We start from the raw sequence: 15,950 nt of genomic DNA, 5'->3' as shown, positions 1-15,950 counted from the left end.
ACGGAGGTTACCTGTGAATAATAAAGTGACGTTAGCTGTATCAGCTGCACTAATGTCGATGTCCATGCATTCTGCTGCAGAGCTATCATCTGCAACCGAATCGTTTTCAGTAACTGCTGATCAACTCAAAGCAGTAAAAGCGACATCGATAAACAAGTACAAGAACACTAAATCAGTTTCCACACCAAAAACACTCTACACCGCTGAGAAAGGACTCGAAAATAAAGATTACATTTACTTTGTACATCTTTCTGATGACGCAGTAGCGAGCTACGATGGTGGTGTTGAAGGTTTAGAAGCGACTAACCCCCAACTAAAAAAACAAGTTTCAGTCACACGATCTAACTCGTCTGCTAGCAAACGCTTAGACGCTTCTCTTCCAGAAGTAAAAGCATATGCCTCTTACCTTGAGAAGAAACAAGCAGAAATTATTACTAAAGCAGAGTCTGCTGTAGGTTCTTTAGAAACTGTAGCAGAATATAAATATGCACTTAACGCAATTGCGGTAAAAGTATCGCCAGCTGAGGCAGAAGCCATAGCGCGTTTGCCTGGTGTTAAAAACGTTGAACGCGATGAAGTGTATCAACTTGATACTGACACTGGCCCTATCTTAATTGGCGCTCCTGCAGTATGGGACGGCACAGCCAATGAAAGCGGCGTAGGTCGTCAAGGTGAAGGCGTAGTTGTTGCGGTACTAGATACTGGTATCAACAGTGATCACCCTTCTTTCGCTGACGTAGGTGGTGATGGTTACGATCACACTAACCCACTTGGCGCCGATGTTTACTTAGGTGAATGTGCGGTTGAAGCTGAAGTTCGTTGTAACGATAAGCTAATTGGTATTTATAGCTATCCGTCTATCTCTGACGTATACGCAGATGCCGATATCTTCCCTCAGAACGGCACTATACGTTTTGGTGAAGATTACAACGGACACGGTTCACATACTGCGAGTACTGCAGCAGGTAACGTGCTTGTCGATGTCGGTGAAGTTACGGCTGAATTTGACGTAAATGCGAGTGATGGTGTTGCAACTGGTTTTACTTTTGGTCAAATTTCAGGTGTCGCTCCTCACTCAAACATTATTTCTTATCAAGTATGTCAACCTGGTAACACTGGTGATACCTATGCAGGTTGTACTGGCGCGGCTATGGCTGCAGCGGTAGACGATGCGGTTGAATCAGGTATTGTTGATGTAATCAACTTCTCTATTTCAGGTGGTGGCTACCCTTGGAGTGGTTCGCTTAACGCAGCATGGTTGAATGCACGTAACGCGGGCATTTTTATTGCTCAATCTGCGGGTAATAGCGGCCCTGATCCAGAAACAACTGAGAAACACGCACCGTGGATTACCGTTGTTGCTGCTTCTACGCACGGTCGAAGTGTAGAGTATGATAAAGAAATCTCTTTCACTGGTGGTGCAACTGAGTTAGGTGCTATCGCTGGTAAGAGTAACTCTGGCGCGATATCTGGTTCAATCGTTTATGCAGGTGATTACACCAATGCAAACGATCCTGATGGCGATCCAGCACAATGTTTAGAGCCTTTCCCTGAAGATACTTTCGCGGGTGAAATTGTTGTTTGTGACCGTGGTGCTATTGCTCGTGTAGCTAAAGCATCTAACGTTGCAAGTGGTGGCGCTGCAGGTTTCGTTCTAGCAAACCTTGCAGATGGTGCAACATCAGTTAATAACGATGCGTATATTATCCCAGGTATCCATGTTGATGCGACGAACGGTGATATGCTGCGTTCATGGTTAGCAGAAGGTGAAGGCCATACCGCTTCAATTACTGCCTCTGAAGGCATTTTAACAGTGGACGACGACGCGGCTGATATTATGGCTGAGTTCTCTTCACGTGGTCCTAATACATCAATTAGCACACTAACACCGTCGGTAACTGCGCCGGGCGTTAGCATTTATGCTGCTTACTCTGATGAACAATACGGCCAGGACTCTACAGGTTCTGCACCTGCTGATTACGCCTACCTTCAAGGTACGTCAATGTCAGGTCCTCATGTTGCGGGTGCTGCTGCACTTGTACGTCATGAGAAACCATCGTGGACACCAGATCAAGTACGTTCTGCTCTTATGATGACGGCTACCACCGATGTTCTTAAAGAAGACGGTGTTACCGCAGCAGATTGGTTTGATATGGGCGCAGGTCGTATTGAAGTAGACCTAGCGGTTCAATCTGGCTTAGTTATGGATGAAACAGACGCAAATTATGCTTCTGCTGATCCAGCTCTAGGTGGTGAGCCTCGCACACTTAACTTACCTTCTGTTACCGATGACAACTGTGTAGGTTCTTGCACATGGACTCGTACTGTAACGGCAACTAAAGACGGCTCTTGGTCTGTAGACGGTGTGGGAATTTCTGATGGTATAGAAATTACCGTTACACCAGCTACCTTCGACCTAACGGCAGGACAATCTCAAGAGTTAACGATTGAGATTGATGCATTCCGCGCCGAAAGTGATGTTTGGTCATTTGGTCAAATCAACTTAGTTTCTGGTTCATCGCCAGACTTACATCTTCCTGTTTCAATTGTTGCATCTAACGGTAACTTACCTGATGAAATCGACTTTGAAGCACATCGTAATCAAGACTCGTACTTGCTTGAAGATGTAATGGCAGTTGAGATTACTGATCTTCAGGTTACGTCTTACGGCCTAACCAAGGCAACCAAAGTTGAAGGTATGGTTGCGCAAGACTCGGACAACAGCGACTACCTAGATGATTTAGAAGATGGCTTGCATATTACTCAAATCGAAGTACCTGAAGGTACCCTTCGTTTAGTAGCTGCAACTATGGATACGACGTCGCCAGATCTTGACTTGCGTGTTGTATTTGATGCAAATGCTGATGGTATTCCTCAAGAAGATGAGCTTATTGGCATAAGCGCCACTGCAACATCTGAAGAGTACGTTAGCGTTGAAATGCCAACCGCAGGTAGCTACTGGGTTATTGTACAAAACTGGGCTGCATCATCTGATGAAGAAGGTTTTGAAGATAGCTTTGTATTAGCGCATGCCATGGTTGATAACCAGCCAGGTGAAGGGTTAACTATTGACGCTCCTTCTGCTATTCCTCAGTTAACTGAATTCGATGTACGCTTTACATGGGATTTAACTGACGCGGTTGAGGGTGATATCTACGTTGGTGCTGTTTCAATAGGTACTGATGCTGATAACGTTGATAACCTTGGCGTTATTCCTGTTGATATCGTTCGTGCTGAAGATGATGTTTATGTAACTGCAGAATCTGAAGAGCGTGTTCTACCAGGTGAAGAAGCCACTTTCTATGTAAACGTACTTCCAAACTTTACTACGGAAGACCGTGACTATGAAATTTCACTGACGCTACCAGATAACGTTACGTTAGTTGAAGGTTCACTGTCTCATGATGGTGTTGCTACTGAAAATACGCTTTCTTGGTCTATTACCCAAGAATCGCTACTTGGTGCTACTCCATCTTACGCAATTACCACTAATGCTACTGACGCATTCTGTGCTAACCCTGACTTCGGTCAAGGCGGTGGATACATCGACCTAGCCGGTTTTGGTATTGGTATAGATGATACATTGGATGGGGATACAGTAGACGGAACTTATTCACTTCCTGCTTACTTCCTAGGCACAATGTATAGTGCAGTTACAGTTACTGATGATGGTTTTGTAACATTAGGTACTGCTATCTCGTCGCCTTGGGTTAACCAAGGGCTTCCAGATGTTGCAGATCCAAATGGTGTTCTTGCTCCGCTATGGCGCGACCAAGAATTTGACGTTGCTAACGGCGTAGGCGTTTCTGTCGCTACTGCAGGTGCTGCGTATACCATCATTGAATGGGATAACATGAGATTCTGGGGTCTTAGCGAAGATTTCGCTGATATTGCAGATTACCAAATTGTTTTCTTCAATGAGCCATCTGAAGGTCAGCCAAACATCGTATTCTCATACGATAACGTGACGCACGACCTTGGTAGTATCTTGCCTGTGACTATTGGTTACGAAGATATTGATGGCGCTACGGGTCAAGCTCCTTACTACACGCCTTACAGCCAAGACTTCTTTGATGCTAACTTTGATGCTGAAATTACATCTGGTACGCAAATCTGTATGTATCTTGATGACGTTGATAGCAGCCCTACTCAATTAGCTTACACCGTTATGGTAAATGCTGATGACGCTGGTGGTGCTATTCAAATGATGGCCATGTCTGAAGTGACTAACATTCCTGGTGCAGCATCTGCAGTATCTGAAACTTACGAAGGTTTACAAGTTGAAGGTCCTCCAGTTGTAACTATCGACGGCATGACAGTGGCAACACTAGAAGTGGTTGAATTAATGGAGTTGAACTTACCTGGCCTAGTAGAAGAGCCTAATGGCGACGCTGTCGACATTACTTGGAAGCAAGTTGAAGGACCAGCAGCTATCATTGCAGGTGCTGGCATAGAAGAAGCTATCCTAGTTGCTCCAGAAGTAACGGAAGATACGCTAATTGTGCTTGAGCTTACTGCTACTGATAGTAACGGTAACACTTCAATGGCAACCGCTAATGTAACGATAAAAGATAACTTACCACCTGTTATCAACATCACGGCTCCGTTTACTGTTGAAGAAGGTGAGTCAATCACTGTTTCTGCTACAGCAACAGATCCAGAAGGTGATGACGTTACATTTACCATCAATGACATCCCAGGCTCAAGTCTAACGACTACAGCGCCTAATACGAATAGCACTATTGCTGTTACGTTTGAAGTGGTTGCATTTGATGGCTTAAATACAACAACAGAAACAGTAACCGTAAGCGTTACTGATAAGAGCGGTGGTTCAATGGGTTGGTTAACATTGCTACTTGTTCCAGTTGTGTATTTACGCAGACGTAAAATGAAATAAGCGATATCGCCTAGATATTACTTAAACGTAAAAGGCCGCTGTTAAGCGGCCTTTTTTATATCTGATGAAACGTAGAGTATTCCTAGTTAACGTTAAACCTAATTAGCCTTATAACTACCTCAACTACGCGCTTTTATTATTCTTCATCGGATAATCTCGACAAGGTATTGTCTAACCGTTTACTGGGCTGAACCCCCATTTCTCTGAACTTCTCTACTTGCCGGACTAAATTTCCACGCCCACTTGAAAGCTTATTCATTGCTGCATCATAACTGCCATGGGCGGTATCTAGTGCTTTACCAATCTTTTCAATATCAGAGACAAAGCCTACAAATTTATCGTATAGCTTTCCTGCTTGTTCTGCGATGAGTTGCGCGTTTTGGTTCTGGTACTCATATTGCCAAATATTATTGATGGTACGTAATGCCACAAGCAAATTCGTGGGGCTAACTAACATAATATTATGATTAAGCGCGAGTGAAACAAGATCAGGCTCTTCTTCAATGGCCAATAGAAAGGCTGGCTCGATAGGAATGAACAGTAAAACATAATCTAATGTGCGCAGCCCTTTTAGCGACTGGTATTCCTTAGCGCCTAGCCCTTTTATATGGCCTTTGATTGAAGCGACATGTGCACTGAGATACTGTTTGCGGCTGGCGTCATCGTCGCAATTAAAATATTGCTCGTACGCCGCTAAGCTTACCTTGGAATCGATAATCACGTCTTTGTCATTCGGTAAATGCACCACAACATCGGGTTGCAATCGCCTACCCTGTTCAGATTGTGCCGACACTTGGGTTTCAAACTCATGACCTTCACGAAGACCAGATTCTTTGAGTATGCGCTCTAAAATAACCTCGCCCCAATTCCCCTGCTTTTTATTGTCGCCTTTAAGGGCATTGGTTAACGCTGAAGCTTCTTCGGTTATGCGCTGATTCAACGCCTTTAAACTTAAAATTTCCGTTTTTAGTGACGCTCGCTCTTGCCCTTCACGAATGTGTTGTTCTGAAATTTGTCGTTTAAACCCATCTAATTGGGATTTAAAGGGCGCCAATACCGCTTCAATATTATGTTTACTTTGGGTTTGATAGGTTGCGCTTTTCTCATCAAAAATTTTATTCGCTAAGTTTTCAAACTGGGTTTGTAAGCGTTGTTCTGAGGAATGCATTAACGCAAGCTTTTCTTCATGATTCTGCATAAGCGCATCAAGCCTAGCCTTTTGCGCTTCGTATTGCGCCTGCAACTTACTGTACTCTTTTTGCAGCACGCCTGATGCTTCACTAAGTTGATGTTTCTCAGCTAGCACCTGCTCATACTGACGTGATTTTTCAACCAGCATGCCCATACGCTCTTGGGTTTCATTGTAGGTCTGCTGCTGCGCAAGTAACGCATCATTTTTTTCGGCAATGTTCTTGTGAGCCTGGTTCAGTGTTCTACGGGTCGCTATTAGCAAAATAAGAAAAATTAACGCCAGTAAAAATAAGCCAGCATTCAAATATTGGGGGGACAAATCAGATAAGGAATACATAAATACACACGCACTGTTAATTTATACAGCACTATAAACAAAAACAGGTGCCAATGGCACCTGTTTTAAACACAAAAGTATGATTACTTAGATAACGCTTTATCTAAATCTTCAATTTTTGCTTTCCAAATAGCAGGTCCAGTTTCGTGCGCGTTAGCGCCTGTGCTGTCTACTGCTACGGTAACAGGCATGTCTTCCACATCAAATTCGTAAATGGCTTCCATACCTAAATCTTCAAACGCCACTACCCGTGACTTCTTGATAGCTTTAGAAACCAAGTATGCTGCACCACCTACGGCCATTAAATAAACTGACTGATGCTTAGCAATAGATTTGACCGTTGCAGGGCCACGCTCTGCTTTGCCAATCATACCGATAAGGCCTGTTTTTTCTAACATCATGTCAGTGAATTTATCCATACGAGTGGCAGTAGTTGGTCCCGCTGGGCCTACTACTTCATCGCCAACCGCATCAACAGGGCCTACGTAATAAATAAAGCGGTTGGTTAGGTCTACACCTTCAGGTAAACCTTCACCATTATCAAGCATAGTTTGAATACGCTTGTGCGCTGCGTCACGGCCAGTCAACATTTTTCCAGAAAGTAATACGGTTTCACCCACTTTCCAGTCTTGAATGTCTTCTTTGGTTACATCATTAAGGTTAACGCGACGGGTGTTTTCACCCACTTCCCACGTTACCTCTGGCCAATCTTCTAATTTAGGCGGCGTAAGTTCAGCTGGACCTGAGCCATCTAAATGAAAATGTGCATGTCGGGTTGCTGCACAGTTAGGGATCATCGCCACAGGCTTAGACGCCGCATGGGTAGGCAAAGACATAATTTTAACGTCTACTACGGTCGTTAAGCCTCCTAGGCCCTGAGCACCAATACCCAATTGATTCACGCGCTCGAAAATTTCAACACGTAGCTTTTCATCTGTGGTTTCTGGGCCGCGAGCAATCAGCTCTTGAATATCTACCGGATCCATTAAGCTTTCTTTAGCCAGTACAGCCGCTTTTTCTGCTGTACCACCAATGCCTATGCCTAACATGCCAGGTGGACACCAACCAGCGCCCATGGTTGGCAACGTTTTCACTACCCAGTCAGCAATATTATCGCTAGGGTTTAACATTACCATTTTAGATTTGTTTTCTGAGCCGCCGCCTTTTGCCGCAATCATCACCTCAACTTTTTCACCTGGCACCATATCAATGTGCACAACTGACGGTGTATTGTCTTTGGTATTGGTTCGCGCGCCCGCAGGGTCGGCAACGATAGAAGCGCGCAAGGGGTTATCTGGATTTAGATAAGCGCGGCGAGTACCTTCATCAACCATCTGTTGAACAGTCATGTCGGTTTTATCCCATGTCACACCCATACCTACTTTTACAAAGCAGGTCACAATACCGGTGTCTTGACATAAAGGACGTTTGCCTTCAGCTGACATTCTAGAGTTAATAAGGATTTGTGCCATCGCATCTTTAGCTGCTTGGCTTTCTTCTCGGTTATACGCTGCTTCTACGGCTTTAACGTAGTCGAGCGGGTGATAGTAAGAAATAAACTGTAGGGAATCTTCAATGCTATCAATGAAGTCCTGTTGGCGGATAACGGTCATGACATCCTCTTTTTTTATTTTGCTTTCGTGGTCTTAGCCTGCTAAAAAAGCGTATACTAGCGCATCTGTTGGCACCGTACCATGTAAAATATGGGTGAAGCTTTGCGATAAAACAAACTTGTGCAGGTAAATTTAACGCGCTTAGCTAACGTTAGCTGTTTGATAGCGTGCTAATACGGTTTAATTAATTTTCCAGTACCCATTTAACGCAGCTTCAATGCCGACAACATTCTTCTTAACCTGATGTATAGAGTTAGTTTTTAATGCCCGCAACATCGCAAGTTACCATTACGCCAATCAGCACATCGTTTTCACTTTGCCTTATAGATATTTTTGAGCAGGTTGCCCACCGCGCGGGAGCCGTTTTGCTTGATACCTGTGGCTCCACGAAAAGCAATGGTCGCTACAATGTGATGGTATGGGAGCCTAGCGCTACCGTAACGGCCAAGCACGGTGAAGCCCCTCTAGTGCAATTAGATGGCGAGAAGGCATTCACAACTAACTTTCAGCCTTTTGAAGCCGTCACGCACTACCTTCATGGATCAGTGGCCAATCTTAAGGTAGATGAGACTAGCCAATCATTAGCTAAACAACTCCCTTTTATTGTAGGCGTAACGGGTTTTGCTGGTTACGATGCAGGGCGCTATTACGAAAAGCTTCCAGCAAATGCGGCGCAAACCTATACCACCCCAGATTTTTCCGTAGGGCTTTACCTGTCATCTTTAATTGAGGATACGGTTACCGGTACCTTGTATTTTTGCTCGGCGACAGGTGAAACCACACCACCTGACTTTGTCATACAGCCTAATTTTACTACTGATTTTAAAAATAATGCTGATGCTGGTGATTTTTGCGGTGAAAACGACCATAAAGGCCGTGTCTCTTTAGCCTCCATCAATGATGAGAAAACACAAGGTGATGATATTGCTAAAACGCCGTTTTCATTAACCAGTGATTGGAAATCTAACCTAACAAAAGAAGCCTATATTGACCGTATTGAACGAATTCATGACTATTTAAAAGCGGGCGACTGTTACCAAGTAAACATGGCGCAGCGTTTCACAGCTGCATACACGGGCGATTGCTGGCACGCTTATCGCGCCTTACGAGAAAGTAACCAAGCGCCCTTTTCTGCATTCATTCAGTTAAAAAACAGCACTATTTTAAGTATATCTCCCGAACGCTTTATTAGTGTTAAGCAGGGCGTGGTGGAAACTAAACCTATAAAAGGTACACGCCCACGGTTTAGTGATGAAGCTAAAGATGCACAAAGTGCTCAGTCTTTGCTGACTGCATCGAAAGATCGTGCGGAAAACCTTATGATTGTTGATTTACTGCGTAATGATCTTTCAAAACACTGCAAGCCTCATTCAGTAAAAGTACCTGAGTTATTTGCCTTAGAAAGCTATGAAGCAGTGCATCATTTGGTGAGCACGGTTGTCGGCGAACTTAACGACGATGCAGCGCCATTAGATTTACTTGCCTCCTCATTTCCTGGCGGTTCTATTACAGGCGCACCTAAAATTAGGGCGATGGAAATTATAGACGAGCTTGAAGTACATAGACGCAATATCTATTGCGGCAGCATTTTTTATATGGGCTTTCGTGAAGATATGGACTCAAGCATTTGTATTCGTACGCTGCTTGCGGAGAATAACCAGCTGCATTGCTGGGCTGGTGGTGGTATTGTTTTAGATTCAGTGGCTAATGACGAGTACAAAGAAACCTTGGATAAAGTGTCTAAAATTCTGCCAGTGCTAACCTCCCACTTTGGAGCGGGCCGTGAACAGAGCTGATTTCCTCCGCCAATTTCACCATTTGCGTCAAACGCACCGAGAGCCCGATTACCCGCTTAAATCTAGAGGTAGGCCTGCTGCGGTATTAATTCCTTTAATGGATTATGGTAATGAGCTGACGGTATTACTCACAGAGCGTGCACATCACTTACGTCATCATCCAGGGCAAATTAGTTTCCCCGGTGGCGCAGTAGATGAAGTAGATAACAGCGTTTTTGATGCCGCTTTAAGAGAAGCCCGCGAAGAAATAGGCATGCCTTCTGAAAACGTAGAAATTATTGGGGTGTTACCCAATTACAGGACAGTAAGCGGTTATCAGATAGCCCCGGTTGTTGGTTTTGTTGAACCCAGTTTTACGCCTGTTATCGACCCTAACGAAGTAGAAAGTGCTTTCGAGGTGCCTTTAGCTCATGTACTGAATCGCAAAAATCATCTTATTCATACTGCTCGTAAAGGTAAGCGTTCATCGCCTATCTATTTTATTCCGTGGAATGAACATATGATTTGGGGTGCTACGGCTGCCATACTACGAAACTTGTCTCACCATATTCATCCTTAAGCTCACCTACTCTCAAACACACTTACCCTTGCGTGCCGTTAAATGTTTCTTTACACCACATTAGCAATTCTTATCAATTGATTAGGTTTTCTGTATTGTAGTTAAGCCCGTCTACATGCATGATCTAGGTATTAGTAATGTAGACTGGTGTATTTTTATGATTAGTGTTTTTGATATGTTTAGCGTGGGTATTGGCCCTTCAAGCTCGCACACCGTTGGCCCCATGCGTGCGGGTGCTGAATATGCTAAAACACTTGCAACAGACACCGCATTGTTTTCAAAAATCACTACGATTAAAGTGGAATTGTTTGGCTCTTTAGGTCAAACCGGTATTGGTCATGGTACAGGTAAAGCCGTTATTCTTGGATTATCGGGTGAAATGCCTGAAAGCATTGACGTGAATAAAATAGAGCCATTACTAGAAGACGTACGAAACCAAGAATCTTTGTACCTAAATGGCGAGAAGCCTATTTTATTTCCAAACAAAAACGCGATTGTCTTTCATCGCCGTAAAACCCTTCCTAAGCATGCTAATGCACTTACTTTTTACGTATATGAAAACGACACCCTGCTGTGCGAGCAAACGTACTACAGCATCGGTGGCGGTTTTATCGTAAAAGAAGAAGACTTTGATGCCACTAAAGCACATGCCGGTGCCGTTCAAGCGACTGTACCTTTTCCTTTTAAGTCTGGTGCTGCGCTGCTAGAGCAATGCAAAAATAATGGGTTAAGTATTAGCGCCCTTATGCTTAAGAACGAAACGACTTTTCAACCTGCTCACGCCGTAAAGCAAAAGCTGTTTGAAATATGGTTGGTGATGAAAGCCTGTGTTCAACGTGGCATCGACAGTGAAGGCATATTGCCAGGTGGTCTTAAAGTGGTGCGCCGTGCGCCGGCGCTTTATCGCCGCCTGCAAACTGAACATACTACCGACCCCATGCAAACCATGGACTGGGTAAACTTATTTGCATTAGCCGTAAATGAAGAAAATGCAGCTGGGGGCCGAGTGGTAACTGCGCCCACCAATGGCGCGGCCGGTATTATTCCTGCGGTTTTACATTATGTAGACAAATTTATTCGCCCAGTGGATGAAGAAGTGGCAAGCCGCTTTTTACTCACCGCAGGAGCGATTGGTATTTTGTACAAAGAAAATGCATCCATTTCGGGTGCTGAAGTAGGCTGTCAGGGTGAAGTGGGTGTGGCATGTTCTATGGCTGCGGGTGCGCTGGCAGAGATTATGGGCGGTACTGTACCTGCAGTAGAAAATGCAGCTGAAATTGGTATGGAGCATAACCTAGGATTAACTTGCGACCCCGTGGGTGGCTTGGTACAGGTTCCTTGTATTGAACGCAATGCTATGGGTGCAATTAAAGCGATAAACGCTTCACGGTTAGCACTGAGAGGCAGCGGCGAGCACAAGGTATCGTTAGATAAAGTCATTAAAACCATGCGTGATACGGGTAACGACATGAAAACCAAGTACAAAGAAACAGCACGTGGCGGGCTGGCAGTTAATATTATCGAATGCTAACCGTTAAATGAAATCACTGGCTTTAGTACACCAGTAGAGACAAAAAAGGCGATGGCGGTTTAAGTAAGAACACCGCAAATCGCCTTTTTATTCTGTTACGTATTTTCATACATAAACAGCTAATCCAAATGACCCGATTAACTTTTCAACGCTAAATTTGACTGTTTGGCTAATCTACCTTACTTAACCGGTAAGGTTACTCCTTTGAACATCTTTTCAACTTCATCATTGTTTTTCAGCATCATGGCTTTTTCAACTTTATCTTTTGTTAAATGCGGTGCAAAGCGCTCAATAAAGTCGTACATATAGCTTCGTAAGAAAGAGCCCTTTCTAAAGCCTATTTTGGTCGTGCTGTAATCGAACAAATGACTCGCATCAATTTTCACTAAGTCTGAATCGAGTTCATCGCTAACGGCCATGGAAGCAATAACACCAATACCCACACCTAACCGCACATAAGTTTTAATGACATCGGCGTCGGTGGCGGTAAAGACAATTTTAGGCGTAAGGCCCGCACGCTCAAACGCTTGGTCGAGTTCTGAGCGACCAGTGAAACCAAATACATAGGTTACTAGGGGGTATTTGGCGATATCACTAATATCGATAGAGCCTTTCTTCGACAAAGGATGGTCTTTATTGACAATTACACTTCGATTCCAGTGATAACAAGGCAACATCACCAAATCATTATATAAATGCAAAGCTTCAGTAGCGATAGCAAAGTCGGCTTCGCCCTTAGCGGCCAGATCACTGATTTGCGATGGCGTCCCTTGATGCATGTGTAAAGACACCTTCGGGTACTTGCTCATAAAACCTTGGATCACATCAGGTAGCGCATAACGTGCTTGCGTATGCGTAGTGGCGATATTTAGCTTACCTTGATCGGGTAGCGTATGCTCCCGTGCCACCGCTTTGATACTTTCTACTTTGGCTAAAATTTCGCGGGATATATTAATGACATCGTTTCCGGCATCAGTAACATGGGTTAGATGCTTACCACTACGCCCAAAAATCTGTACACCCAACTCATCCTCTAGCATTCTCACCTGCTTACTAATGCCCGGCTGAGAGGTATATAAACTTTCTGCCGTGGCAGAAACATTCAGATTATTGTTAAGTACTTCTACTATGTAACGTAGCTGTTGTAATTTCATGTAAAACATCGCTCCTTGTAACCAGTTGTGTACTATAACCTTATCGTTATAACCAAAACTACTAATAATTACGATAAGCTATTACAAAAGTGACAGATTAACCCACAAAATAGTAGGTAATTTTGCGCTAAATAAGTAATACTGAAAATGGGTTACCTACTGAATAATTGTTTTCCTTTATCCTTACAGATGTTTTAATTGGTACAACACCTTCAAATTTAAGGAAAATAACGGGTTTTATTCATATGAGTGAAAAAAAGCAACTTACCTCTCCTATCGACTTTTCGTCGGTGCTAGCTGCTGCTGTGCACGATATGAAAAATTCATTATTTCTTCTTATTCAGTCAATTGAAAATCTTTCTAATGATTTAGCCCCTGAAAATAGTAAAGCACGAGAGCAAGTAGCTAGTGTGCATTACGAAGCATCGCGGCTTAATACCAATTTAGTACAAATTTTATCACTTTATCGTGCAGAATTAGAAAGTCTGCCGATAACAGTAGATGAATGCTTTGTTAGTGACTTAATAGACGATGTAGTTGGGTCTAATAATATTTACATTGAACAAAAAGAAATTGTGGTTAAGGCGAATGTCGACCTCAATTTAAGTTGGTATTTAGATAGAGAGCTTATATACCTATTAATTAACGACGTATTGGTAAATGCCCTTCGGTATGGTACCTCTCAAATTTGTATTTCAGCACAGGTTGAAGATGACTGCCTACATATTTGCGTGGAAGATGATGGCATCGGCTATCCAACGTCTATGCTTGAGAAAAGTCACGAAGATTTAGCCGATTTTCAGCTTAGTCAAGGTAGAACAGGGTTAGGTCTTTTCTTTGCTAGACTTATTGCATCTGCTCACTCGCAAGGCAAACTGCAAGGAGAGATTTCTTTAAGCAATGGCGGTTCTCTTGGCGGAAGTGTATTTAGGGTAAAAATACCGTAACATTAACGCATAATAGTTTGGCAGTGAAAGCCAGCATATAATTCGAATTAAGTATTAAACGGAAATACGCGCATGTACATGATAATAATAATTCTGATTGTTGTATTACTGATAGCGGCAATCTTTATAAATGCTATGCAGCAACATCGCGCTAAGGCTGACTCGGAGCGTCGGGCAGATCTGGCTAAACAACGCGCGGTAATTGATGAAACAGAGAATGTTATTCTAGCGTGTTCAAACATGCCTATTTCAGGACGCATGTTACAAATCTTGGATAACCGAGTTTTAGGTGCGCTTAAAACCGTCAATGAGCTTGGCGGTACGCCAGAAACAAAACAAAAACTTGCCAATGCAGAGCAAAAATCCGCTTCACAAAACCCTGACTCGGTTAGCGCTAACGAATTCGTTTTACCCGATAATGACAAACTTATTATTCAGTACATTCAGGCTGTTAAAAAGCTTCGCATTTTACTTCGTTCAGAACACAGTAAAGGCAAAGTTGAAAGCAAAGTATTTTATGACGAAGACAAACAATTAGAACGCTTACAAATTAAGGTTAATGTTGAAACGCTAATCAAACGCGGCAGAGCTGCACAGCAGTCGAACATGTTAGGTTCAGCCCGTCAGTATTACGAAAAAGCAAAAACTGCGCTAGAAAATCAAAATCAGCAAGATGAATACACACAGTCTCGTTTGGCCACACTGCATGAATGGTTGTCAGAAATTCAAAATAATCTTAAAAGCGTTAACGCACAAGACAGAGCGAAGAAACAAGAAGAAGAGCGTGATGAATTGGATGAGTTATTTGCGCCTAAGAAAAAATGGTAACGCACCTGTTTATCAGCATTTGACACTTTACCTATGGTAGTGATGTAACACCTCAGTCCATAATGCTTGACCAGCCACTGACATATCACGCTTGGCGTTTTTCACCATGCCCACCCTTTTTACCAAGGGGTCTTCTTCCATTTTAAGCACGGTTAGCGCTATGCTTTCCATCGACGCAATGCACAGCGATGGCATAATAGCGATGCCTAACCCCTGCTTAATTAGCTGACCAAGGGTACCCAACTGCCCTGTTTCGGCAACAATAACGGCTTCACCCACGGTACTTATCTTCTGTTGCGTCCACATTCTTACTGCCGACCCCCTATTCATCATTACCATAGGGTATTCGATACACGTTTCCCAATTAACCGTTTTTGCTTTTGCCAATTCATGCTGGGGGTTCACCACCACGACAAAACAATCGTCGAAAAGAGGTGTGAATATAAGCCCCTCATTCTGCTGCGGTTCGAAGGTGAAGCCCATCTCGGCTCTGCCCTCTGATACTTCATAAATCACGTTCTCCATCACCACATCTAAAATACGCAGGTTAATATTGGGCGCAAGTTGGTGATACCGTTTAAGTAAATGCGGTAAATGTGATTCGGCAAAGGAAGGCATAGCCGCAATAGTTAGGCGCCCTTTAGCCATGGCGAACAGGTTCTGAATATCACCAAAAGTGTCGTCCCAGTCCCTCATTATTCTGATAGCGTTAGGTAATAAGGCTTCACCTTCTTTGGTTAATGCCACATGCCTGGTGCTGCGACTAAACAATTTTCCGCCAAGCTGTTCTTCCATTTTCTTTATTGCAGATGAAAGGGCTGGCTGGGTAAGGTGAAGCTTAATAGCAGCCTCAGCAAAGGTACTTGATTGCGCTACGTGAATAAAAGCCTGCAAATTTCTGTATGAAATATTCATTCAACTAAGACCCACACCCTATGTTTGAAATGATAACCGACATGATAGCCAACACATTGACTTGCCCGTAATCCGAAAAATTAACAACCATCACTAACCACTCAATTAATAAATAAAACTTATTAATTGAGTGATTAATTCAATTTTACATAATTGATAACATTGTTGATACTTTTACTTAA

At 43.3% G+C, this 15,950-nt stretch carries 10 protein-coding genes; 6 read left to right on the top strand and 4 right to left on the bottom strand.

Translation table 11 applies throughout. From position 1 onward, the window contains the following. Positions 1-13: 13 nt before the first annotated feature. Positions 14-4,897 carry a S8 family serine peptidase gene (locus AMBT_RS23095; protein WP_013784058.1) on the top strand — a complete coding sequence of 1,628 codons (4,884 nt, stop codon included), beginning with the start codon at positions 14-16 and terminating at the stop codon, positions 4,895-4,897. Between the two features lie 136 nt (positions 4,898-5,033). On the opposite strand, the gene rmuC is transcribed toward AMBT_RS23095, so the two are convergent. Together rmuC and AMBT_RS07725 are read right to left on the bottom strand one after the other, a co-directional pair. After that, positions 5,034-6,425 (bottom strand): DNA recombination protein RmuC, encoded by a 1,392-nt coding sequence (gene rmuC / locus AMBT_RS07730; protein WP_013784057.1) that lies wholly within the window; start codon positions 6,423-6,425, stop codon positions 5,034-5,036. Positions 6,426-6,508: 83 nt separating this feature from the next. Then, complete coding sequence (locus AMBT_RS07725) at positions 6,509-8,038, bottom strand: fumarate hydratase (protein ID WP_013784056.1); 1,530 nt, start codon at positions 8,036-8,038, stop codon at positions 6,509-6,511. Positions 8,039-8,301: 263 nt separating this feature from the next. Between AMBT_RS07725 and pabB the strand changes: the two genes are divergently transcribed. From pabB to AMBT_RS07710, 3 genes are all read left to right on the top strand, one after another. After that, positions 8,302-9,834, top strand: a complete 1,533-nt coding sequence (gene pabB / locus AMBT_RS07720) for an aminodeoxychorismate synthase component I (RefSeq protein ID WP_013784055.1) — start codon at positions 8,302-8,304, stop codon at positions 9,832-9,834. Then, the gene (locus AMBT_RS07715) at positions 9,821-10,393 is read left to right on the top strand and encodes a CoA pyrophosphatase (RefSeq protein WP_013784054.1); all 573 of its coding nucleotides are present in this window, start codon (positions 9,821-9,823) and stop codon (positions 10,391-10,393) included. The genes pabB and AMBT_RS07715 overlap by 14 nt, the downstream gene beginning before the upstream one ends. Positions 10,394-10,550: 157 nt before the next feature. After that, positions 10,551-11,924 carry an L-serine ammonia-lyase gene (locus tag AMBT_RS07710; protein WP_013784053.1) on the top strand — a complete coding sequence of 458 codons (1,374 nt, stop codon included), beginning with the start codon at positions 10,551-10,553 and terminating at the stop codon, positions 11,922-11,924. A 179-nt stretch (positions 11,925-12,103) separates the two neighbouring features. Here the strand turns inward: AMBT_RS07710 and cysB are convergent, their stop codons facing one another. Then, positions 12,104-13,078: an HTH-type transcriptional regulator CysB gene (gene cysB / locus AMBT_RS07705; protein WP_013784052.1), complete on the bottom strand. Its 975-nt coding sequence runs from the start codon at positions 13,076-13,078 to the stop codon at positions 12,104-12,106. Between the two features lie 245 nt (positions 13,079-13,323). Here cysB and AMBT_RS07700 point away from each other — a divergent pair, with 245 nt between their 5' ends. Both AMBT_RS07700 and AMBT_RS07695 read left to right on the top strand, forming a co-directional pair. After that, positions 13,324-14,025, top strand: a complete 702-nt coding sequence (locus AMBT_RS07700) for a sensor histidine kinase (RefSeq protein ID WP_013784051.1) — start codon at positions 13,324-13,326, stop codon at positions 14,023-14,025. Between the two features lie 72 nt (positions 14,026-14,097). After that, on the top strand, positions 14,098-14,853 hold the full coding sequence (locus tag AMBT_RS07695) for a hypothetical protein (protein ID WP_013784050.1): 756 nt from the start codon (positions 14,098-14,100) through the stop codon (positions 14,851-14,853). 27 nt (positions 14,854-14,880) lie between these two features. On the opposite strand, the gene AMBT_RS07690 is transcribed toward AMBT_RS07695, so the two are convergent. Then, positions 14,881-15,768 carry a LysR family transcriptional regulator gene (locus tag AMBT_RS07690; protein ID WP_013784049.1) on the bottom strand — a complete coding sequence of 296 codons (888 nt, stop codon included), beginning with the start codon at positions 15,766-15,768 and terminating at the stop codon, positions 14,881-14,883. Positions 15,769-15,950 lie beyond the last annotated feature (182 nt).

It is taken from the genome of Alteromonas naphthalenivorans, assembly GCF_000213655.1.
GTDB classification, from domain to species: Bacteria; Pseudomonadota; Gammaproteobacteria; order Enterobacterales; family Alteromonadaceae; genus Alteromonas; species Alteromonas naphthalenivorans.
This window is presented reverse-complemented; position numbering and strand designations above follow the sequence as displayed.